Source organism: Clostridium sp. BSD2780061688st1 H5 (assembly GCF_005845155.1).
GTDB classification, from domain to species: Bacteria; Bacillota; Clostridia; order Lachnospirales; family Lachnospiraceae; genus Claveliimonas; species Claveliimonas intestinigallinarum.
In genome coordinates, this window is record NZ_SPGT01000033.1 from 1 (window position 1) to 21,250 (window position 21,250).

At 56.7% G+C, this 21,250-nt stretch carries 19 protein-coding genes; 16 read left to right on the forward strand and 3 right to left on the reverse strand.

Annotation, left to right across the window (positions count from 1 at the left end):
- Positions 1 to 94 precede the first annotated feature (94 nt).
- The gene (locus FGQ86_RS14730) at positions 95 to 937 is read left to right on the forward strand and encodes a sugar ABC transporter permease (RefSeq protein WP_138304865.1); all 843 of its coding nucleotides are present in this window, start codon (positions 95 to 97) and stop codon (positions 935 to 937) included.
- A complete protein-coding gene (locus FGQ86_RS14735) occupies positions 938 to 1,774 on the forward strand; it encodes a carbohydrate ABC transporter permease (RefSeq protein WP_138304867.1) in 837 nt (278 codons plus the stop codon).
- Between the two features lie 55 nt (positions 1,775 to 1,829).
- Here FGQ86_RS14735 and FGQ86_RS14740 read toward each other — a convergent pair whose 3' ends face one another.
- Positions 1,830 to 4,310, reverse strand: coding sequence for an excinuclease ABC subunit UvrA (locus FGQ86_RS14740; RefSeq protein ID WP_138304869.1), 2,481 nt, complete (start codon positions 4,308 to 4,310; stop codon positions 1,830 to 1,832).
- Between the two features lie 184 nt (positions 4,311 to 4,494).
- Between FGQ86_RS14740 and FGQ86_RS14745 the strand changes: the two genes are divergently transcribed.
- From FGQ86_RS14745 to FGQ86_RS14775, 6 genes are all read left to right on the forward strand, one after another.
- On the forward strand, positions 4,495 to 5,238 hold the full coding sequence (locus FGQ86_RS14745) for an SDR family NAD(P)-dependent oxidoreductase (RefSeq protein WP_033125966.1): 744 nt from the start codon (positions 4,495 to 4,497) through the stop codon (positions 5,236 to 5,238).
- A gap of 531 nt (positions 5,239 to 5,769) precedes the next feature.
- Complete coding sequence (gene brnQ, locus FGQ86_RS14755; protein ID WP_138304871.1) at positions 5,770 to 7,140, forward strand: branched-chain amino acid transport system II carrier protein; 1,371 nt, start codon at positions 5,770 to 5,772, stop codon at positions 7,138 to 7,140.
- Entirely contained in the window at positions 7,137 to 7,823 is a 687-nt protein-coding gene (locus FGQ86_RS14760) for a response regulator transcription factor (protein ID WP_138304873.1), read from the forward strand. Before brnQ ends, FGQ86_RS14760 begins: the two co-directional genes overlap by 4 nt.
- The gene (locus FGQ86_RS14765) at positions 7,820 to 9,007 is read left to right on the forward strand and encodes a HAMP domain-containing sensor histidine kinase (RefSeq protein ID WP_052084032.1); all 1,188 of its coding nucleotides are present in this window, start codon (positions 7,820 to 7,822) and stop codon (positions 9,005 to 9,007) included. The genes FGQ86_RS14760 and FGQ86_RS14765 overlap by 4 nt, the downstream gene beginning before the upstream one ends.
- 95 nt (positions 9,008 to 9,102) lie before the next feature.
- Positions 9,103 to 9,783 carry an ABC transporter ATP-binding protein gene (locus FGQ86_RS14770; protein WP_033125969.1) on the forward strand — a complete coding sequence of 227 codons (681 nt, stop codon included), beginning with the start codon at positions 9,103 to 9,105 and terminating at the stop codon, positions 9,781 to 9,783.
- A 5-nt stretch (positions 9,784 to 9,788) separates the two neighbouring features.
- Positions 9,789 to 12,026, forward strand: a complete 2,238-nt coding sequence (locus FGQ86_RS14775) for an ABC transporter permease (protein ID WP_033125970.1) — start codon at positions 9,789 to 9,791, stop codon at positions 12,024 to 12,026.
- Positions 12,027 to 12,042: 16 nt separating this feature from the next.
- Here FGQ86_RS14775 and FGQ86_RS14780 read toward each other — a convergent pair whose 3' ends face one another.
- Positions 12,043 to 12,915 carry a LysR family transcriptional regulator gene (locus FGQ86_RS14780; protein WP_033125971.1) on the reverse strand — a complete coding sequence of 291 codons (873 nt, stop codon included), beginning with the start codon at positions 12,913 to 12,915 and terminating at the stop codon, positions 12,043 to 12,045.
- A 410-nt stretch (positions 12,916 to 13,325) separates the two neighbouring features.
- On the opposite strand from FGQ86_RS14780, the gene FGQ86_RS14785 reads away from it, so the two are divergent.
- The 8 genes from FGQ86_RS14785 (at position 13,326) to FGQ86_RS14820 (ending at position 20,599) form a co-directional block, all read left to right on the forward strand.
- Complete coding sequence (locus tag FGQ86_RS14785; protein ID WP_033125972.1) at positions 13,326 to 14,210, forward strand: ABC transporter substrate-binding protein; 885 nt, start codon at positions 13,326 to 13,328, stop codon at positions 14,208 to 14,210.
- Between the two features lie 15 nt (positions 14,211 to 14,225).
- Positions 14,226 to 14,891 carry an amino acid ABC transporter permease gene (locus FGQ86_RS14790; RefSeq protein ID WP_033125973.1) on the forward strand — a complete coding sequence of 222 codons (666 nt, stop codon included), beginning with the start codon at positions 14,226 to 14,228 and terminating at the stop codon, positions 14,889 to 14,891.
- A gap of 16 nt (positions 14,892 to 14,907) precedes the next feature.
- Positions 14,908 to 15,648 (forward strand): amino acid ABC transporter ATP-binding protein, encoded by a 741-nt coding sequence (locus FGQ86_RS14795; protein ID WP_033125974.1) that lies wholly within the window; start codon positions 14,908 to 14,910, stop codon positions 15,646 to 15,648.
- 50 nt (positions 15,649 to 15,698) lie between these two features.
- A complete protein-coding gene (locus tag FGQ86_RS14800; protein ID WP_033125975.1) occupies positions 15,699 to 16,325 on the forward strand; it encodes a cytidylate kinase-like family protein in 627 nt (208 codons plus the stop codon).
- Positions 16,326 to 16,413: 88 nt separating this feature from the next.
- A complete protein-coding gene (locus FGQ86_RS14805) occupies positions 16,414 to 17,418 on the forward strand; it encodes a WYL domain-containing protein (protein WP_138304876.1) in 1,005 nt (334 codons plus the stop codon).
- A 394-nt stretch (positions 17,419 to 17,812) separates the two neighbouring features.
- Positions 17,813 to 18,829 carry an ABC transporter substrate-binding protein gene (locus tag FGQ86_RS14810; RefSeq protein WP_138304878.1) on the forward strand — a complete coding sequence of 339 codons (1,017 nt, stop codon included), beginning with the start codon at positions 17,813 to 17,815 and terminating at the stop codon, positions 18,827 to 18,829.
- 24 nt (positions 18,830 to 18,853) lie between these two features.
- Positions 18,854 to 19,792, forward strand: coding sequence for an ABC transporter permease (locus tag FGQ86_RS14815; RefSeq protein WP_243127294.1), 939 nt, complete (start codon positions 18,854 to 18,856; stop codon positions 19,790 to 19,792).
- Between the two features lie 12 nt (positions 19,793 to 19,804).
- On the forward strand, positions 19,805 to 20,599 hold the full coding sequence (locus FGQ86_RS14820; RefSeq protein ID WP_171031587.1) for an ABC transporter ATP-binding protein: 795 nt from the start codon (positions 19,805 to 19,807) through the stop codon (positions 20,597 to 20,599).
- A 184-nt stretch (positions 20,600 to 20,783) separates the two neighbouring features.
- Here FGQ86_RS14820 and FGQ86_RS14825 read toward each other — a convergent pair whose 3' ends face one another.
- On the reverse strand, positions 20,784 to 21,017 hold the full coding sequence (locus tag FGQ86_RS14825) for a helix-turn-helix transcriptional regulator (protein WP_138304880.1): 234 nt from the start codon (positions 21,015 to 21,017) through the stop codon (positions 20,784 to 20,786).
- Positions 21,018 to 21,250: the final 233 nt, after the last annotated feature.

The window sequence follows — 21,250 nt, forward strand, 5'->3', positions numbered from 1 at the left end:
AAAAGACGCAAAAAGTAACCCCTAATCCCCTCAAGATTGAGGGGTAGGGGAGTTGAAGTGTCGAAGACACTTTTTTAGAAGGAGGAGGATTTATATGGAAAAAGCGATCAAGCGGTATATGCCCATCTTTGTGCTTCCCACATTCTGCGCATTTATCCTTGGATTTATTATTCCGTTCGTAATGGGGATCTGGCTTTCGTTCTGCAAATTTACCACAGTCACGGATGCGAAGTTTGTCGGATTATCCAATTACATCGACGCGTTTAAGGACACGGTGTTCAGACATTCTTTCTGGTATACCGCCCTTTTCGCCGTGGTATCGCTGGTGGTGATCAATGTGATCGCCTTTGCCCTTGCCATGGCGCTGACCCAGAAAATGTGGGGAACCAATATTTTCCGCACGATCTTTTTTATGCCTAACCTGATCGGAGGCATCGTGCTGGGCTATATCTGGCAGCTCATCTTTAACGGCGTACTGGCCCATTACAATACGGCGCTGGGGCTGAATGAGTGGTACGGTTTCTGGGGACTGATCATTCTGGTGAGCTGGCAGCAGATCGGTTATATGATGATCATTTACATTGCAGGGCTTCAGTCCATCCCCGGAGACGTGATGGAGGCGGCCCAGATCGACGGCGCATCGCGGATCCAGAGACTTTTCAAAGTGACCATCCCCATGATGATGCCATCCATCACCATCTGCATGTTCCTGTCTATTACTAACGGATTCAAGCTCTTTGACCAGAACCTGTCGCTGACGGCAGGAGAACCGTCCAAGATGTCCGAGATGATGGCCCTGAACATCTTCAACACATTCTACGGACGTACCGGATGGGAGGGCGTCGGCCAGGCCAAAGCAGTGATCTTCTTCGTCATCGTTGTGGCCATCGGCATGCTCCAGCTCCGGGCTACCCGCTCAAAGGAGGTGCAGCAGTAAATGAAAAAGAGAAGCAGGATAAGCACGCTGGGGACCGGCGCTTTCACCATACTGGGGCTGGTCTACATCGCCCCGATACTGATCGTGCTTATGAATTCCTTTAAGAAAAAAGTATATATCAACAAAGAACCTTTTACGCTGCCGACGGAAAAGACGTGGAACAGCCTTGAGAATTATCTGACAGCCATCGACAAGTACGAACTGCTCAGCGCCGTGGGCTGGACGGTATTTATTACCGTTGGCTCTGTGCTGGTGATCCTTGTGTGCACATCCATGTGCGCCTGGTATATCACAAGGGTAAAGACAAAGTTTACAAAGATCCTGTATCTGCTCTGCGTGTTCTCCATGGTCGTTCCCTTCCAGATGGTAATGTTCACCCTGTCTCTGGTGGCGGACCGGACCAGGCTCAACACACCCTGGGGAATTATCATCATTTACCTAGGATTCGGGGCGGGGCTGGCAGTCTTTATGTTCTGTGGTTTTGTAAAATCCATCCCGCTGGAGATCGAGGAAGCGGCTCTTATCGACGGCTGCACGCCTCTTAGAACTTTCTTTTCTGTGGTGCTTCCTATTATGAAGCCGACATACATCTCTGTGGGGATACTGGAAACCATGTGGATCTGGAATGACTTCCTCCTGCCTTACCTTGTACTGGACCTGAATAAATACAAGACCATATCCATTGCGATCCAGTATATGAAGGGAAGCTACGGCCGGGTGGACATGGGCGCCATCATGGCGGCACTGATCCTGGCGGTCATCCCGGTGATCATCTTCTACCTGTCCTGCCAGAAGCACATTATCAAAGGTGTGGCAGCAGGCGCGGTGAAAGGATAAAACAATGGAAAAACACAGGAGGACTGCCCGGCGGGGCAGCCCTCCTTTCGTCTGTCTACAGATATCTCCCTGTCACGCTCTGCGCATTTGTCTTAATTTCCTCCGGCGTCCCGGCCGCCACGATGCGTCCGCCGCTCTCCCCGCCGCCGGGGCCCATGTCGATGACGTAGTCTGCGCTACGGATCACGTCCAGGTCGTGCTCGATGACGATGACAGTGGCTCCCTGACGGATGAGGGTCTCGAAGACGAGAAGGAGGGTCTGCACGTCCAGAGGGTGGAGGCCGATGGTGGGCTCGTCAAAGACAAAGACCGAGTCCCCCTGGGGGCGGCCCATCTCGCTGGCCAGCTTCAGCCGCTGGGCCTCTCCGCCGGAGAGCCCCGGGGTCTCCTCACCCAGAGTCAGGTAGCCCAGCCCCAGATCTTTTAAGATCTGCAGACGCTGACTGACGTTTTTCAGATGACGGCAGGCATCCAGCGCGGTGTTCACATCCATGGCCATCAGCTCCGGCAGAGAGAAGGACTTCCCCTCTTTGTTCGCATATCGGATCTGTGCGGCCTCCTTGCTGTATCGGGAGCCCCGGCATCCGGGGCAGGTGACTTCCACATCCGGCAGGAACTGCACGTCCAGACTGATGACGCCGGTGCCGTCGCAGACCGGACAGCGCAGCCTCCCTGTGTTGTAGGAAAAGTCCCCTGCCTTGTAGCCGGCTTCTTTTGCGCCCGGTGTCCTGGCAAATGTCTTCCGCAGCTCATCGTGGACATTGGCGTAGGTGGCTACGGTGGAGCGGATGTTGATGCCGATGGGGGTGGCGTCGATGAGTTTTACCTGTCCGATCCCATCCGCCTCCAGGGAACGCACGTGTTCCGGCAGTTTTCTGCCCTTGATCTGTGCCTCCAGGGCGGGGATCAGGCTCTCCAGGATGAGAGTGGTCTTGCCGGAGCCGGATACGCCGGTGACAGCAGTGAGCCGTCCTTTTGGGATGTCTGCCTCCAGCGGCTTTACGGTGTGGATGGAACCGGTGGAGAGGTGGATGCGGCCGTGGGAGAACATGTCAGAGGCCGGAGCCTGCTCCCGCCGGAAGCCGTCTGCCCTGCCGGCCAGGAAGGGGCCGATCATGGAGCCGGGATCTGCCATGATCTGGGGAATACTGCCCTGAGCGATGACATGGCCGCCCTTCAGGCCGGCCTCCGGGCCCATTTCCACGATCCAGTCGGCCTCCGACAGGATCTGTGTGTCGTGGTCCACCAGTACGACGGAATTGCCGTCTGCTATGAGGTCGTGCATGACTCCTTTCAGCCCTTCGATGTTGGCGGGATGCAGTCCGATGGAGGGCTCGTCCAGCACGTAGAGCACCCCGGTGGTGCGGTTGCGGACAGCCCGGGCCAGCTGCATCCGCTGGCGCTCCCCGGTGGAGAGGGTGGAGGAAGCGCGGTCCAGGGAAAGGTAGCCAAGGCCCAGGTCCATGAGCCGCCGGGCGGGGGTGTGGAAGGACTCGCAGATACTCTCTGCCATGGGGCGCATCTCCTCCGGCAGGGAGGCGGGGACACCGGACACCCAGTCAGCCAGATCCGCAAGCGGCATCCGGCACACCTCATCCAGGGAGCAGCTCCGCAGCCGGGGCGCTCTTGCTTTTTGGGAGAGTCGGGTCCCGCCGCAGTCCGGGCAGACCTCCTCCTTTAAGAATTTTTCCACCCGCTTCATGCCCTTTTCGTCCTTCACCTTGGAGAGGGCGTTCTCCACGGTGTACACAGCATTAAAATAAGTAAAATCAAGCTCCGCCGCCTGGTTGGAGCTTTTTGCCTTGTAGAGGATATGCTTTTTCTCGGCGGGCCCGTTGTAGACAATGTCCTTCTCCCTGTCTGTCAGCTGGCAGAAGGGCACGTCCGTGCGCACTCCCATCTCCCGGCAGACGTCGGTCATAAGCGACCACATGAGGGAGTTCCAGGGAGCCACGGCGCCCTGGTCGATGGTGAGGGTCTCGTCCGGTACAAGGGTAGAGCGGTCCACTGTCCGGACGGTTCCGGTCCCGTCACAGGAAGGGCAGGCCCCCTGGCTGTTGAAGGCCAGTTCTTCTGCGGAGGGAGCGTAGAAGGAGGCGCCGCAGTCCGGGCAGACCAGCTCCTGCTCGGCGGCCACTTTCAGGGTAGGCGGCAGGCAGCAGCCGCAGGACGGACAGCGGTGGCTGGCCAGTCTGGAGAACATGAGCCGGAGGCTGTTCAGAAGTTCGCTGCCGGTCCCGAAGGTGCTGCGGATGCCGGGGACAGCCGGGCGCTGGTGGAGGGCCAGAGCCGCCGGCACGTAGAGTACGTCGTCCACATCAGCTTTGGCCGCCTGGGTCATCCTGCGCCTTGTGTAGGTGGAGAGGGCGTCCAGATACCGCCGGGACCCTTCCGCGTAGAGGACGCCCAGGGCCAGGGAGGATTTGCCGGAGCCGGACACGCCGGCGATTCCCACGATCTTGTTCAGAGGGATATCTACATCTATATTTTTCAGATTGTGGACCCGGGCGCCCCGGATCTTCATCTTATCGATCATCTGTCATCATTTCCTTTCCGTTGTGTTTCTGTATCTCATAGTATAGTCCAATCTGAATTGTTAGGAAAGAGCTGTAGATTGACTAATATTAAACGTTCCTTGTAAACAGGGATCAGCCGGTATAAAATAAAATTAACAGATAAAAATATAAAAAAACAGAAAATTGCGCAAAGGAGGAATGAAAATGCTAAAAAATAAAGTGGCAGTTGTGACAGGCGGCACCCGCGGCATCGGCTACGCGACGGTGAAAAAATTTCTGGAGAACGGGGCGGCGGTCGTGCTGTTCGGCTCCCGCCAGGAGACAGTTGACAAAGCCCTGGCATCTCTGAAAGCGGAAAACCCGGCATGGGAAGTGTACGGCGCCTGGCCGGATCTGGCGGATGCCGAGGCGGTGGCCGGGGAGATCGGAAAGGTCAAAGAGACATTGGGAAAGATCGATATCCTGGTAAACAATGCCGGCATGTCGGACAGCACACCTATTGACAACTACACGGCACAGCAGTTTGCAAAAGTGATGCAGTTAAATGTAAGCGCCATGATGAACTGCATCATGCCCACAGTGAAGATCATGAAAGAGCAGGGAGGCGGATGCATCCTGAATACCAGCTCCATGGTCAGCATCTGTGGACAGCCCTCGGGCGTGGCTTACCCCACAAGCAAATCTGCCGTGAACGGACTTACCTGGTCCCTGGCAAGGGAGCTTGGCCCAAGCCGCATCCGGGTCAACGCTGTGGCGCCGGGTATTACAAAGACAGACATGGTGGCGGCGCTCCCCAAGGAGATGATAGATCCTCTGATCAACGCCATTCCCCTGCGCCGGGTAGGCGAGCCGGAAGACATTGCCAATGCTTTCCTCTTCCTGGCCAGCGATATGGCCTCCTATGTGACAGGAGAGATCTTATCCGTGGACGGGGCGATGAGGACGTAGAAAAGACAAGTAAAAACAAATGGAGAAACATAAACGGTAGGCTTGATTTTTCAAGCCTCCCTGTGTATTATCAGGATAAGAAAAGTGTCAGATACAAGATCTGATGCCCTCTGTAAAAGAATATGCTATAAGGATAGCATCCCAGACTTTCCTGGGGCCGGGGATGCTATCCTCTATTATGTCTATTATTTATGTAAGTCAATGCCGCAAAAACGAGTAGAAATAAAGGTAAAACTTTCATTGTATTCATAGGAATCACCCTCACTTTCTGTTGAAACCTGAGAGCATTATGAAAATCGCATCCCTTTTCTTATCTGATTATCCCAAGAAAATTTACTGCTTGTTCAATAGTTTGATCTGCAAAGTCATCCCGAGAGCGGAAGCCGGTTTTACGAGCATCTCAAGAGACGGATTGTAAGCTCCGCTTTCGAAACGTGTAATGTTGGTTCGCGGAACACCTGCACGCTTCGCTATTTTTCGGAAAGTGTGCTATAGTAAAGGAAACGATAAAAAAACAGGAGATGCGGGAAAATGACAAAAAAACTCACATTCAGAGAGACTATATTTGTGGCGAGCATGCTGTTCGGCATGTTTTTCGGAGCGGGAAATCTGATCTTTCCCGTATCCATGGGACAGATGGCGGGCAGCCATATCTGGCAGGCTGCGGCGGGCTTCCTCATCACTGGGGTGGGACTGCCCCTCCTGGGCGTGGCGGCCCTGGGGATCAGCCGTGAGAGCGGCCTTCTGGGACTGGGGAGCAGAGTGGGGAGAGGATACGGTGTCTTCTTCACCTGCGCCCTCTACCTGACCATAGGCCCCTTCTTCGCTATCCCCAGATGCGCCAGCGTTTCCTATACCGTCGGGATGGAGGGGATACTCTCGGGGAAAGGACATCCTCTCTTCCTGGCAGCCTTTTCTTTTATCTTCTTTGCTGCGGTACTGTTCTTCGCCCTCAGGCCGGGGCAGATCATGACCTGGATCGGAAAGGTGCTGAACCCGCTTTTTCTGGTCTTTCTTGCGGTCCTTGTGATCCGGGCTCTGACCGCTCCCATGGGAGGCGTCGGGGAGGCGGTCCCCTCCGGAAGCTATGCGGAGGGCGCCTTTGCCACGGGACTGCTGGAGGGATATAACACTATGGATGCCCTGGCGGGGCTTGCCTTTGGCATCGTGGTTATCGACGTTATCCGGGGGCTGGGCGTGACGGAGCCCGGCGAGGTGGCAAAGAGCACGGTGCGGGCAGGGATATTCAGCTCCATCCTCATGGCGGTCATCTACGTTCTCGTATCGGTCATGGGGACCCAGAGCACAGGAGAGCTGGAGGTGAGCAGCAACGGAGGGGAGGCTCTGGCCCGGATCGCGGAGAGCTACTTTGGCGGCGGGGGAGCCTTTATCCTGGCGGTGATCGTCACCGTGGCCTGCTTAAAGACAGCGGTGGGGCTGATCACAAGCTGTGGGGAGGCCTTTGCGGAAATGTTCCCGGGCGGTCCTTCCTACCATGTCTGGGCGGTGATCTTCGCGGTGGGCTCCTTCCTGGTGGCCAACCTGGGACTGGACGCCATCATTGCCTACTCCCTGCCGGTTCTCATGTTCCTCTACCCCCTCGCCATTGTGCTGGTGCTCCTCACGCTGGCGGGGCGATGGTTCGGAAATGATCCTACAGTCCTTAGGTGGGCGCTGGGATTGACCGGGGCGGCTGCCCTGTTTGACGGGCTGGGAGCGCTGCCGGCGTCGACCAGGAGTCTTCTTCATCTGGACGGGCTTACGACCGCGGTTCTGGGATTTTTGCCCCTCTCCGATCAGGGCTTCGGATGGGTGTGTCCCGCGCTCCTCGGCGTGGCCGTGGGACTGGTCCTGTACGTGATAAGGAGAGGTGAAAAAAAGAAAGCGGGAGGAGAGCGATGACCAGGATCTGCTATGTCGAGGATGAACGGGATATTGCCGGCGTGGTAAGTGAATACCTGGAGGAGAGAGGATTTCAGGTGTCACTTTGCGCCGGGGCGCAGGACGCCAGGGAGGCGCTGGGGAAGGAGGAGGCGGACCTCGTCATCCTGGACTGGAACATGCCGGACGGGGACGGGATGGCTCTTTGCCGCTGGATACGTGACAGATGGCCCCGGCTTCCCCTGATCTTTCTCACGGTCCGCAGTGATACCCGGGATATTGTGAATGGGCTGGAAGGAGGGGCGGATGACTACGTGACCAAGCCCTTTGAGCTGGAAATACTCTTCTCCCGCATCCAGGCTCTGCTTAGAAGGTCCGGACGGGAGCAGATACTCTCCTGCGGAGATATACGCCTGGACAGGGACCGGATGGAGGTTCGGATAGACGGCAGGAAGGTGGAGCTGGGACAGACAGAATACCAGATCCTTCTCCTTCTCATGGAAAATAAAGGCAGGACGGTCACGCGGCGGCGCCTGCTGGAGCAGGTCTGGGACAGCGGCGGCAGCTATGTCAATGACAACACACTGACCGTGGCCGTGAAACGGCTGAGGGATAAGCTGGGCAGCCCGGAGAGCCTGCGTACTGTCCGCAGCTTTGGATACCGGATGGAGGCAGGAGACGAAAAGGGGGAAAAGAGAAGGTGAAGGGAAGAATAAAAAGAGAAAGAGCGGCCGGTATTCTGTCCGCTCTGGCGGCTCTCCTGGCCGCGGCGGCCGTCGTGACAGCGCTGGCGGGCAGCTATTTTGCGCAGAGGCAGTTTGACCTGCTGGGACGGGTCTGCCAGACCGTGGAGGAGCAGTCGCCCCAGGCCCGGGGAGCCCTCCTGCGCGCGCTGAAAACAGAAAAAGAGAAGGGAGATGCGGAGTCCTCAGGTGCGGAGTATCTGCGGGCTTACGGCTACAGGGCTCAGGATTTCCAGGAGTCAGACAGCAGGATATACGGGGTGGCGTTAGCAGGCTTCCTGGCGGCAGTCCTGCTCTTTCTTTTTGCCCTTTTGGGGATGAAAAGAAGACAGGAGAGGCAGATCCGGGAGCTGCTGGCCTACCTGGAGAAGGCGGGCACCGGGCAGCAGGGGCTTCTGGCGGAGGAGCGGGAGGATGCATTTTCTTGTCTGCGGGATGAGATATGCAAGACGGTGGCTGCTCTTGGCCAGGCGAGAGACGGAGCCCGGGAGGCTAGAGACCGATTTGCCGCCAGCCTGGCTGATATGGCCCATCAGATGAAGACTCCGGTGACAGCTATCGCTCTTCTGGTCCAGAGGATGGGCCAGAAGGGAACGCTGGAGGGGCTTCCGGCAGTGGAGCGGCAGCTTGGCCGTCTTACGCATCTGGAGGAGACGCTGCTTCTCATGTCCCGCATGGACGCAGGGGCTCTTGCGCTGCACAGGGAGGAAACAGATGTGTACACCCTTCTTGAGCTGGGGGCGGAAAATCTGGAGGATATCTGCCGGCAAAAGAGGGTTCGCATCCATGTGCCCCGGCTTTCGCCGGCCTGCCTCCGGGCGGACAGGGAGTGGACGCTGGAGGCGGTCATGAACCTGATGAAAAATTGTCTGGAGCACAGTCCTGCCGGTGGAGTGGTCTCCTGTGACTGGGAGGAAAATCCTCTCTATATTAAAATCCGCATATGGGATCAGGGTGAAGGATTTTCTGAGAGGGACCTGCCCCATCTGTTTGAGCGGTTCTACAGAGGAGAGGGGGCGGACAGGGACAGTGTCGGCATCGGGCTCTTTCTGGCAAGAGAGCTGGTGGAAGCCCAGAACGGTGTGCTGGAGGCCTATAACAGGCCTGGCGGAGGAGCCTGCTTTGAGCTCCGCATGTACCGCTGATGTCACCGGAATGTCACTTTGCTCTGGTAAGATGACAGTATCGGCGGATACTGCCGCTGAAAAAATCCAGTCAGAAGACAGATCGGGGGAGCGCTATGGAGCTGCTGAAATGCACAGGAGTAAGAAAAGTATACGGAGAGGGAGAAAATAAAGTGGAGGCCCTGCGGGGCGTTGACCTGATCCTTGAGAGAGGAGAGCTTGTGGCCGTCACAGGGGCCTCCGGCTCGGGAAAATCCACCCTTCTCCACATTCTGGGGAGTGTGGACCGGCCTACGCAAGGAACCGTGCTGGTGGGAGGAACAGATATAGGCAGGCTGAACTCGCATCAGGCAGCCATATACAGGAGGAGAAAGGCAGGGCTTATCTACCAGTTTTATAACCTGATTCCCTCCCTGACTGTGGAGAAGAATATGCAGATGCCGCTTCTTCTGGACAGGAGAAAGCCGGACCCGGTCTATTTCCGGCGGATCGTGGAGAGCCTTGGACTGGAGGAAAAGCTGCAGGCTCTGCCATTTCAGCTCTCCGGCGGGCAGCAGCAGAGGGCGGCCATCGGGCGGGCGCTCATGAGCCGGCCTCTGCTTCTCCTTGCGGATGAGCCTACAGGCAACCTGGACAGGGAAAATGCCAGGGAGATCATGGATCTTCTGCATCTCTTTCACAAGAATTTTCACCAGACCATCCTTCTTGTCACACACGATGAGAAGCTGGCGCTGGAGGCGGAGCGCATTGTCACCCTGGAAGACGGGCGCGTCGTCAGCGACAGAAAGGTCAGGTGAGAGGTATGTGGAAAGCGTATTCAGAAAGCTATCTGAGACAAAACCGGACGGCGGGCCTTTCCATCATGGCGGCAGCTCTCGGGGCGGCCTTTTTCCTCTCCCTGCTGTGCAGCCTGTTCTACAATCTGTGGGCCTATGATGTGGAGGCCATAAAGCTGGATGAGGGGAGCTGGCACGTCCGTGTTGAGGCGCCCCTGAGTCAGGAGGAGCTGGATCTGATCCGGAATTTTGCGGGAGTGGAGAGTGCAGAGGTCAGTACAGAGAGGAGCGCAGAGATCAGTACAGATGGAACCGAGGCCGGGACTGATGATGAGGAAGTGACAGAAATCTGGTTCGCAGATGTGGGGGAGACCTACAGGCAGATGGCTCTGATCTGCCAGAAGCTGAGACTTGACCCGGAGGATGTGGTCTATCATGAGCTCCTGCTGTCCCGGTATCTGGTGACAGATCCAGAGGATCCGAACCCGCCTCTTCTCCTGCCCTTCTTTGCTGTGGTGCTGATGGCCCTGTGTGTTTCCCTTGCCCTGGTGATCCGCACGGCCTTTGAGATATCCATGCAGGCCAGAGTGCGCCAGTTTGGTATTTTGTCCAGCATCGGGGCGTCGCCGGGGCAGATTCGTCTGTGTCTATTGCAGGAGGCGGCCGCCCTCTGCGTACTGCCGGTGCTGGGAGGCGTGCTCCTTGGCGGAGCCGGCTGCGCCGGAATTCTGGCCGCCGTCAACCGGTTCGCGGCGGATGTGCCGGGAAGGCACAGAGCCATCTTCCACTGTCATCCGATCGTGTTCGCTGTCGCCTTTGGAGCGGCAGCCCTTACAGTCCTTCTGGCGTCTCAGATACCTGCCGGCAGACTGGCCCGGCTGACACCTCTTGAAGCAGTGAGAGGGCAGGCATACAGGGAGCCCAGGCGGATGGGAGGGCTCAGGAGGATCAGAGGACTGGGAACCGCTGTGCTGAGCCGCATGCTGGGCATAGAGGGAGAGCTGGCGGGCAGCGCCCTGAGACTGCAGAGGAGAGCCCTGCGCATCTCCCGCATTTCCCTGACCCTGTCCTTCCTGGGCTTCACGTCCATGCTCTGTTTTTTCGCACTTGCCGGTATCAGCACCAGGTATACCTATTTTGAGCGGTACCAGGATGCATGGGATGTGATGGTGATAGTGAGGGATGCGGATTTGAAGGAGATTGGGGCGGTCTCGCAGATCAGACAGCTCCCCGGCGTTCGCAGCAGTGTCTGCTACCAGAAGGCAGAGGGGAGCATCCCTCTGGATGAGAGCTGGATCAGCGAGGAGCTGAAAGCGCTGGGGGGATACAGCGCCCTGACAGACAAAACGGAAGCCTCAGGGATCCCCTCTCAGATATTCATCCTGGACGATGAGAGCTTTCTGGAGTACTGCCAACAGATCGGCGCTCCGGCTGAGACGTCCGGCGCGGTTCTGCTGAACCGGATCTGGGACAGTACCGGCAGCAGCTTCCGGCACAGGGAGTATATTCCTTTGATGAAGCAGGACAGAGACACTCTTTCTATGTACACAGGGGAGGGGGAAACAGCGCAGATACCGGTTCTGTTCTACACGGAGGAGACGCCGCTTCTCAGGGAGGAGTATGAGGACTATGCCCTGGTGCAGTTTATGCCGCTCTCTCTGTGGAAAACTCTGGAGACTCAGGTGAGCGGTGTGGAAAAGGATACGTATGTACGCATCCTTGGACCGGAGAAGGCGGATGTGGAGACGCTGGATGAGATCGAGCAGGAGGCGGCAGGGCTTCTGGCTTCCTCTTTCCGGGTGGAGAGCGAGAACCGGATAGAAGAGAGGATGGTCAATGACCAGATGCTCCTGGGAGCCCGGACCATACTGGGAGCGCTGTGCGTCCTTCTGGGAGTGATCGGCCTTGCAGGCATCTTTACCAACACCTTTGGCTTTCTGCGTCAGAGGCGGCGGGAGTTTGCCCGATATCTGTCAGTGGGGATGGATCTGTCCGGCATGAAAAAAATGCTCTGCATCGAGGCGGCGATCGTCGCCGGGCGGCCTGTTTTCCTGGGGCTTCTCATCACTGTGCCGGTGACCGCCTTCATGGTCAGCGCCAGCCAACTGGAGACAGGAGTCTTCCTGGAGGAGGCGCCCTTCCTGCCGGTGGCCATCTACGCCCTTGCCATCATCCTGTCAGTGGCACTGGCCTACTGGCTGGGAGCCCGGAGGCTGCTTGGCAGCGACCTGAGCGGGCCGCTCAAGGACGACACGCTGAACTGACGGACGCTGGAACAGGTCAGAAGGAAGGGCTCATCTCCTGGACCAGGGCGATGAAGCGCCGGGCCGCCGGGCTGAGGGCCTTCTGTGACCGAAGGCCGATGCCCAGCTCCCGGGAAAATCCCGGATCCAGGGGGAGGTACTGTATGCTGTCCCCTGCGCTCTCCACGGTCAGCCGGGGGAGGATGCTGACGCCCAGGCCGCTGGCCACCATGGAGGAGATCACATGGTCGTCCTTTGAGGAGACCCGTATGCGGGGCGAGATCCTTGCCTCCTGGATGGCGTCGTGTATGTCGTAGTCCACATCCAGGGCGGAGATGATAAAAGGCATGTCGGTAAAGGCCTGTATGGGAAACGAGGTCATGCCCTCCAGATAGAAGTCCCTGGGGAAAATGGCGACCAGGGGATCCTCGTAAAGGGGCAGCCACTCCAGGGTGCCGATGTTTCTCCTGCTCAGGAGCCCAAAATCCGCCCGGCTGTTGTGGAGCCAGTCCAGGATTTCGTCAGTGCTGCCCTCCAGCAGCTCGATCTCAATGCCGGGGCACTCCTTCCGGAAGGTGCGGATCACGGAGGGGAGCCAGTTGCAGGAGATGCTGGCAAAGGAGGCAATGGTCAGATGACCGATCTCCAGCCCGTTCAGAGCTGCTGCCGTCTGCTCCAGATGCTCGTTGACAGACAGCAGGTTCCGGACCAGGGGCAGCAGGGCCTGGGCGTCCGAGGTGAGGGAGACGCCGCGTCTGTCCCGGAGAAAGAGGGGGAAACCCAGCTCGTTTTCCATGGCCTTCAGGACATGGCTCACACCGGACTGGGTGTAGCCCATCCGCTCCCCGCTTTTGGTGAAATTCTTTGTCTCCGCAATATCTGCGAAAAGTGCATATTTACTGATATCCATAATTACGCCTCCCTGCTTGAAATAAAAAAAGGAGGCGCTCTCTATTAGAGAAGACACCTCCCTTGGCATGCGTGTGTTCGTTTTGCGAGTATCCTTTTACAGGAGTCATTATAGAGGATTTTCGGGAAAAAGGCAAGCGGCGCCCGGCTAAAAAGGCTGGTCCAAAAGCCTGGCCAAAGGCCCGGGCATGCGCCCCATGAGGGAAAGCCAGCATGAGAAAATGTCATGACGTGATCAATATTTCTCGTTTTACAGCAGGGGAAAAGGGGACTATAATGCCCATATGATCCGGACAGCGGTAGCACGGCAGGCAATGGCGCTTACAAAGGCGCTGTGCCTGCCTTTCTCATTTATTTTCCCTATTTCTCCCGCTGTTTGGGTCGCCTAAAAAAGACAGGGAGGTAAGAGACATGAAAAAACGAATTGTTTCCATATTACTTACAGGAGCCATGGTATCCGCGCTGCTGGCAGGCTGCGGCAGCTCCTCTGACGACGCATCCGGAGCCGCGGCGGACACAGCTGACACAGCCGCCCAGGACGATGCATCGGACGGGGGCAGCACAGGTCTTGACTGCGAGGGAGCCCTGGACGGCGTGACGCTGAACCTGGGAACCTCCGGGACATACGCTCCGTTCTCCTACTACGGGGATGACGGCATGACCCTCCAGGGATACGACATTTCCCTTCTGGAGGAGCTCCAGAACATCCTGGGCTTTGACATTGCAGGCGGAGAGATCCAGGCCATGGATTACGGAGCCCTCACCACCTCCATCACCCAGGGACAGATCGACGTGGCGGCAGCCGCTCTCTGTGCCACAGATGAGAGAAAAGAGAACATGAACTTTACAGATACCTACTATGACGCGGGCATTGTGGTTGTCGTGGGAGAGGACAACACAGACATCACCAGCGTGGAGGACCTGGAGAGCGGCGACTATACAGTGGCTGTCCAGACAGGAACCATTTCCTATGAGTACGCGGCCGCAAATCTTCCCGAGTCCTGTCTCCAGACCTTTGACTCCCAGGCGCTGGCCTACAGGGCTGTGGAGGACGGACAGGCGGACGCCACCATCTACGACGCGCCCGGCACAGCCTATTCCATCAGCACAGGGGAGATCCACTTAAAGATCGTGGGCGATGAGTTCTACACAGGCCAGGCTCCCTACGCCATCGCCCTCTCCTTTGCCATCTGCGAGGAGTACCCGGACATCGTGGACTGGTTCAATGAGGCCATCCAGTATCTGTCCGACAATGGGACTCTGGACGAATTAAGCACCCAGTGGTGCGAGGCGTAAAGGGGAGATGACTGTATGAGTGCTGAACTTTTATCCACCATTCTTCCCATGATGCTGCGGGGACTGCAGGTCACCCTGCAGGTGGCGGTCATCGGCATCCTGCTGGGCTTTGTCCTGGGGGCTGTCAGCGGATACGCCCTCCAGAGCCGCAGCAGGATCGCCAGAGGGATCGCATCGGTCTACATCTGGATCATACGCGGAACGCCTATCGTAGTCCAGGCACTGTATGTGTACTTTGTGGTGCCGGCCATCATCTCCCTGGCGACCGGGGACCGGTTCGTGCTGGACAGCACAGTGGCGGGCATTATCGTCATCACCCTGAACGCGGGGGCCTTTATCTCGGCCATCGTAAAGGGAGCCCTGGAGGGTGTGGACGAGGGACAGAGGGAGGCGGGGGCAGCCCTCGGCCTCTCCCACCGCCAGATCCTGTTCCGGATCGTCATTCCGCCGGCCTTTAAGGCCATGATCCCGGGACTTTTCAACCAGTTCATCATTTCCGTCAAGGACACGGCCCTTCTGTCCATCATATCGGTGAACGAGATCACGCGCCAGACCCAGAACTATGTGGCCCGGACCTTCAACACGATCCCGGCCTACACTATCTGCGCGCTGGTCTATCTGGTGCTGCTGTCCATCCTTATGATCCTGCAGAAATACGTGGAGCGGAAAATAGCAAAATAACAGGAGGAGTGATACTATGGCAGAGACATTGATATCGGTAAAAAATCTGAGGAAATCCTTCGGGGATCTGGAGGTGCTCAAGGACATCAGCATGGACATCCACCAGGGAGAGGTGGTGTGCATCATCGGCCCCTCCGGCTCCGGCAAGAGCACCCTTCTGCGGTGCATCAACCAGCTTGAGACGCCCACCTGCGGGGAGGTCATGTACAAGGGCGAGAATGTCCTGGAGGACAAAGCAGATATCCGGAAATTCCGGGAGGAGGTGGGCATGGTGTTCCAGAGATTTAACCTGTTCCCGCTGAAGACTGTCCTTGGAAACGTGGCTCTGGCGCCGGTGCTCACAAAGCACAAGACAAAGAAGGAGGCCAGGGAGTACGCTATGGAGCTCTTAAAGAGAGTGGGGCTGGAGAGCAAGGCGGAGGCAAAGCCGGATATGCTGTCCGGCGGCCAGCAGCAGAGAGTTGCGATCGCGAGAGCCCTGGCCATGGACCCGGCGGCCCTTCTCTTTGACGAGCCCACCTCCGCTCTGGACCCGGAGCTGGTGGGAGAGGTGCTGAGCGTCATGAAGGAGCTGGCCACGGAGGGGATGACCATGGTGGTGGTCACCCACGAGATGGCCTTTGCCAGGGACGTGGCAGACAGAGTGATCTTCATGGCGGACGGCTATATCGTGGAGGAGGGAACTCCGGAGGAGGTCATGGGCCATCCCAGGGAAGAGAGGACAAAGTCATTTCTGTCAAGGTTCCTGGCCGCGTAGGAGAGGAGAGGCCGGCCTCCCATCCCTCCGGGGGGCCGGACATCCGGCTGGTGAAGCGGGACAGAGCCGGAGACAGATATGTCGTGACCATCACAAGACAGTTTGGAAGCCTGGGGCGGCCCATTGCCAAAAGGCTGTCTGAGATCCTCCAGGTGGAGTACTATGACAGGGACATTGTGGAGGAGACGGCCCGGCGGATGAACCTGCCTGTGTCCGCTGTCAGCGACAGGGAGGAGCGGAGCTCCGGCTTTTTTAGGATGCTCTTCCCCCTGGGGACAGAGGCGGAGGAGAAGCAGAGGCAGCTCTTTCAGGTCCAGTCCGGGATCATCAGCAGGCTGGCGGCAAAGGACTCCTGCATCATCGTCGGCAGGTGCGCGGACTATGTGCTGGCCGGCGAGAAGCATGCCATCCATGTCTACATCTACGCCCCCTATGAGGCGCGGCTGTCCAACTGCGTGGGACCTCTCGGCATGCAGGAGGACACAGCCAGACGGATGATCCGGGAGGTGGACCGGGCCCGGCTGGCCTACCACAGAAGGTTCGCCCACTACGCGCCGGACGACCCGGCCCACAAGCATGTGATCATCAACAGCGCCCTCCTCGGCGTGGAGGGCACAGCCCGGGCCCTGGCGGCCCTTGTGCGGATCAGGCGCGGGATGGGGGAAATGGACAGATAACAATATTTTATAACGTTGAAAGCCTGCTCATCAGCGTGCTATACTTGAGAGAGTAAGCAGAAAACAAGCTGATAAGGAGGCTTTCCCTATGCCCAAAGGACAGAACCAGAAACTGAAGCTGTACTATCTCGCGAAGATCATGCTGGAAAAGACAGACGACGACCACTACCTGACCATGCCGGAGATACTGGAGGCGCTGCGCTCCTGCGAGGTGACGGCGGACCGGAAGAGCATTTACACGGACCTGCGGGACCTGGAGCACCTGGGAGTGGAGGTGGAGGGGGAGCCCTGGGGCCGATCCTACCGCTACCACGTGGTGGGCCGGCAGTTCGAGATGCCGGAGCTGAAGCTCCTGGTGGATGCCATCCAGTCCTCCCGGTTCATCACGGCGAAGAAATCCAACGAGCTCATCCGCAAGCTGGAGAGCCTGGTCAGTGAGTACGAGGCCAGGGAGCTGCAGCGCCAGGTCTACGTGTCCGGCCGGATCAAGACCATGAACGAGAGCATCTACTACACGGTGGACGCCATCTACAGCGCCATTGCCAGCAACAGGAAGATCCTGTTCCAGTATTTTCAGTGGAACGCGAAAAAGGAGATGGAGCTGCGCCACGGCGGGGCCTTCTACAGGATCAGCCCCTGGGGGCTTGCCTGGGACAATGAGAACTACTATCTGGTGGGCTACGACTCGGAGGCGGGCATGATCAAGCACTACCGGGTGGACAAGATGCTGCACATCCGGATGTCCGATGAGGAGAGAGAGGGGAAAGAGCACTTCAGCGGGCTGGATATGGCGGCCTACATGAAGAAGAGCTTTGGCATGTTCGGCGGCCAGGAGGAGCAGGTCAAGCTGCTGGTGCACAACCGGCTGGCCGGGGTGATCATAGACCGGTTCGGGAAGGATATCATGATGATACCGGCGGATGAGGAGCATTTCACAGTCCGCGTGGACGTGGCGGTGAGCGGCCAGTTCATCAGCTGGGTCTTCTCACTGGGAGACGAGGTGACGATCCTGGGACCGGACCGCGTGGTGGAGCAGGTGAACCGGGAGATCAGGAGGCTCATGGAGCAGTATGGGATCAGCAGTCAGCCTTAGCGGGGAGGGCAAAAGTATAAAAGTGGTATTTTTATAGGACAGCTTCAGAACTACACTGAGTTTAAAGATAAGATAAAACTCAGTTGTAGAAAGGAGCTGTTCTTTTTATGAAAGGTTACAATACAGATAAAGGCTATATGGGATATGTGGACGGAAGCTACATGCTGTTCGCCAGCGAAGAAGAGTACTATGATTACATGGAAGCATAGGAAAAAACGAAGAATAGAAGGAGACCAAAAACAGGGAGGAATAAAAATTTGTCAGGAGGTCAGTCTATTTTATAAAAATAGATTGACTTCTCTTTTTTTGCGTTGTATACTAGCTTTCGTAGATGACTTTCGCACAGTGAAGTGAGAAATTTTTAAAGTATAAAAGCAACAGGGAGGAATAAGAGATGAAATGGAAAAAAGCAGCAGCAATTCTGATGGTAATGGCAATGACTGCCGGCCTTGCGGCCTGCGGAAGCGAGTCATCCTCAGACAGCGGTGAGAGCGAGGGAGGAGCGGACGGCTCCGGGAAATATGTGATCGGTATCTGCCAGCAGATGGAGCACCCGTCACTGGACGACGCGACAGCCGGCTTCCAGGACGCCTGCAAGGAGCTGTTCGGCGAGGACAATGTGGAGTTTGACGTGCAGAACGCGCAGGGAGAGCAGACCATGTGCTCCACTATCATGAATAATTTTGTTTCCTCTGATGTGGATCTGATCCTGGCAAACGCCACCCTGCCTCTCCAGACAGCGGCCCAGGCGACAGCGGACATCCCCATCCTGGGCACGTCCGTGACAGACTACGGCAGCGCTCTTGGCATAGACGACTGGACAGGGACAACCGGGGTAAACGTTTCAGGGACAAGCGACCTGGCTCCCATCGCCGAGCAGGAGGATGTGATGCTGGAGCTCCTGCCGGATGTGAAGACAGTGGGTATCCTCTACTGCTCCGCAGAGTCCAACTCCAAGTACCAGGCAGAGATGTTTGAGAAGGAGCTGGAGGAGGACGGCGTGGAGTACAAGGAGTACACAGCGGCGGACTCCAATGAGATCCAGTCTGTAGTGACAAACGCGGTGCAGGAGGTGGACGCCATCTACATTCCCACAGACAACACCATGGCGGCCAACCCGGGCATCATCGACAATATCTGCCGCCCGGCAAAAATCCCGGTGGTTGCCAGCGAGCAGGGCACATGCAGCGTGGCGGGAATAGCGACCCTGTGCATCAGCTACTATGAGCTGGGCTACACCACAGGCGAGATGGCCTATGACATCCTGGCGAACGGCGAGGACATCACAACTATGGAGGTGCGGACAGCGCCGGAGCCGACCAAGATGTACAATCCGGAGATATGCGAGGAGCTGGGAATCACTGTCCCTGAGGGATACGAGCCCATCGAGTCCGTATCCGCTGCGGAATAAAAGTAGAAAGGCGGAGACAGAAAAATGATAGCAGAATATTTTCTTTCCCTGGATCCTCTGGCATTGCTTCGGGCAATGCCGGGAACAGCGGCCCAGGGTATTATATGGGGGATCATGGCGCTGGGAGTTTACATTACCTTCCGCATCCTGGATTTCCCGGATCTTACGGTGGACGGATCTCTGGCCACCGGAGCGGCCACGGCGGTCATGCTGATACAGGGCGGGATGAGCCCGGCTCTCTCCCTTGTGTTCTCGCTGCTGGCAGGCATGGCGGCGGGCATGGTGACCGGACTTCTCCACACAGGTCTTGGCATACCGGGGATCCTGGCCAGCATCCTGACCCAGGTGTCCCTGTACTCCGTGAACCTTGGCATCATGGGGAAATCCAACCAGGGCATCAGCCTGACCCAGCAGGGTCTGGTGGCTTCCTCCAGATATGTGACAGGAGATGACAGAGTTTTCTTCTTCCTGAAACTGATCGTGGGATGCCTGATCCTGGTGGCCATCGTCTACTGGTTCTTCGGGACTGAGATGGGCGCCTCCATCAGGGCCACAGGCTGCAATCCCCAGATGGCCCGGGCGCAGGGCATCAACACTAACTACACAAAGGTGCTGGCGCTGACCATCTCCAACGGTCTGGTGGGCCTGTGCGGCGGCATCCTGGCTCAGTATCAGGGAGCGGCGGACGTCAATATGGGCCGTGGCGCCATTGTCATCGGACTGGCAGCCGTGATCATCAGCGAGGTGATCTTCGGAAAGCTCTGCGCGGGCAAAAAGATCGCCTTTGCCTACACGCTGGCGGCCGTGTTCGTGGGGGCAATCCTCTACTACGTGGCCTACGCGCTGGTGCTCTGGCTGAAGATGCCTTCAGACTATATGAAACTGTTCTCCGCGCTCGTGGTTGCGGTGTTCCTGGCTGTGCCCTACTTAAAAGGCCGCTGGGCAGTGAGAAGGAGGGCCTAGAAAATGGGATACATGCTTGAGATCAAAAACATTCACAAGACATTCAACAAGGGGACCATCAACGAGAAGAAGGCTCTCGACGGGGTGAATTTGAACCTGAACCCGGGAGATTTTGTGACCATCATCGGCGGAAACGGAGCCGGGAAGTCCACCACCCTAAACGCCGTTGCAGGCACCTGGCTTGTGGACGAGGGGAATATTGTCATAGACGGAGTGGACATTACCAGGCTGCCGGAGCACAAGAGGGCTGTCTATCTGGGACGGGTGTTCCAGGACCCCATGACCGGCACGGCCTCCACCATGTCCATTGAGGAGAACATGGCCATCGCCGCCAGGCGGGGGCAGAGGAGAGGCCTTCGGTGGGGCATCTCCAGAAAAGAGAGAGAGGAATTCAAGAAAAAGCTGGGAGCTCTGGGACTGGGGCTTGAGGAGCGCATTTCCACCAAGGTGGGACTTCTGTCCGGCGGGCAGAGGCAGGCGGTGACTCTTCTCATGGCTGCCATCAAAAAGCCCAAGCTTCTGCTTCTGGACGAGCACACAGCGGCTCTGGACCCGAAGACGGCGAAGAAGGTGCTGGAGATCTCTGATAAGATCATCGAGGAGAACCAGCTCACAGCCATGATGGTTACCCACAATATGAAGGACGCCATCGCCCATGGCAACCGTCTGATCATGATGCACGAGGGACGCATCATCTACGATGTGTCCGGCGAGGAGAAGCGGCAGCTCCACGTGTCCGACCTGCTGAAGAAATTCGAGGAGGTCAGCGGAGGAGAGCTGGACAATGACAGGATGATGCTGGGATAGACCTCAGAGAATGTTGGAAGATGTGGAGTCAAATAAGAGTGCTTTTTATAATATAAAGAATTTAGGTAAGTAAAATCTCAAATGTGTTAGTTTGAGAAATTAAAAGAATAAGCATATCTAACAAAATCCAAGTATTAAAAAGTTTGGAATTTTGTGGGATATGCTTATTTTATAAAAATGGGAGTTAACTAATATTTTCTAAAGGTTTTTTTAATTTGGAAAGTCCTAATATATAGTCGGCTGAGACATTATAATATTTACATAGACTGATTAGATGCCGAAGCGGTAATTCGTTTGCGCCTCTTTCGTAGCGGGCATACATAGTTTGAGATGTGCCAAGATAATTAGCAATCTCTTGTTGGGTTTTGTCGTTGTCTTCGCGTAACTCACGAATAATTTCTATGTATGTTTTGCCCATAGACGCCTCCTTTTGAATAAAATAACATAGTACATATATTTACTCTTGAAAATAGTAAATATATGTACTAAAATTAAAGATAATATGTCGATTAACATAGGAGGTGTGAATATGAGGAAATTAAAAAAAATGGAAGTAATGTTGCTACTCGGAATATGCATTCTGCGGAGCCTAGCGGACTCCGATGCGTTTCAGAGCGGACGCTGTGCGGAGCATAACGGACGCCCTGAAAC

What these genes read in the sequence shown, in the direction of transcription:
- FGQ86_RS14730 (WP_138304865.1), top strand. Translation starts at nt 95, where the DNA reads ATGGAAAAAGCGATCAAGCGGTATATGCCCATCTTTGTGCTTCCCACA.
- FGQ86_RS14735 (WP_138304867.1), top strand. Translation starts at nt 938, where the DNA reads ATGAAAAAGAGAAGCAGGATAAGCACGCTGGGGACCGGCGCTTTCACC.
- FGQ86_RS14740 (WP_138304869.1), bottom strand. Translation starts at nt 4,310, where the DNA reads ATGATCGATAAGATGAAGATCCGGGGCGCCCGGGTCCACAATCTGAAA.
- FGQ86_RS14745 (WP_033125966.1), top strand. Translation starts at nt 4,495, where the DNA reads ATGCTAAAAAATAAAGTGGCAGTTGTGACAGGCGGCACCCGCGGCATC.
- brnQ (WP_138304871.1), top strand. Translation starts at nt 5,770, where the DNA reads ATGACAAAAAAACTCACATTCAGAGAGACTATATTTGTGGCGAGCATG.
- FGQ86_RS14760 (WP_138304873.1), top strand. Translation starts at nt 7,137, where the DNA reads ATGACCAGGATCTGCTATGTCGAGGATGAACGGGATATTGCCGGCGTG.
- FGQ86_RS14770 (WP_033125969.1), top strand. Translation starts at nt 9,103, where the DNA reads ATGGAGCTGCTGAAATGCACAGGAGTAAGAAAAGTATACGGAGAGGGA.
- FGQ86_RS14775 (WP_033125970.1), top strand. Translation starts at nt 9,789, where the DNA reads ATGTGGAAAGCGTATTCAGAAAGCTATCTGAGACAAAACCGGACGGCG.
- FGQ86_RS14780 (WP_033125971.1), bottom strand. Translation starts at nt 12,915, where the DNA reads ATGGATATCAGTAAATATGCACTTTTCGCAGATATTGCGGAGACAAAG.
- FGQ86_RS14785 (WP_033125972.1), top strand. Translation starts at nt 13,326, where the DNA reads ATGAAAAAACGAATTGTTTCCATATTACTTACAGGAGCCATGGTATCC.
- FGQ86_RS14790 (WP_033125973.1), top strand. Translation starts at nt 14,226, where the DNA reads ATGAGTGCTGAACTTTTATCCACCATTCTTCCCATGATGCTGCGGGGA.
- FGQ86_RS14795 (WP_033125974.1), top strand. Translation starts at nt 14,908, where the DNA reads ATGGCAGAGACATTGATATCGGTAAAAAATCTGAGGAAATCCTTCGGG.
- FGQ86_RS14805 (WP_138304876.1), top strand. Translation starts at nt 16,414, where the DNA reads ATGCCCAAAGGACAGAACCAGAAACTGAAGCTGTACTATCTCGCGAAG.
- FGQ86_RS14810 (WP_138304878.1), top strand. Translation starts at nt 17,813, where the DNA reads ATGAAATGGAAAAAAGCAGCAGCAATTCTGATGGTAATGGCAATGACT.
- FGQ86_RS14815 (WP_243127294.1), top strand. Translation starts at nt 18,854, where the DNA reads ATGATAGCAGAATATTTTCTTTCCCTGGATCCTCTGGCATTGCTTCGG.
- FGQ86_RS14820 (WP_171031587.1), top strand. Translation starts at nt 19,805, where the DNA reads ATGCTTGAGATCAAAAACATTCACAAGACATTCAACAAGGGGACCATC.
- FGQ86_RS14825 (WP_138304880.1), bottom strand. Translation starts at nt 21,017, where the DNA reads ATGGGCAAAACATACATAGAAATTATTCGTGAGTTACGCGAAGACAAC.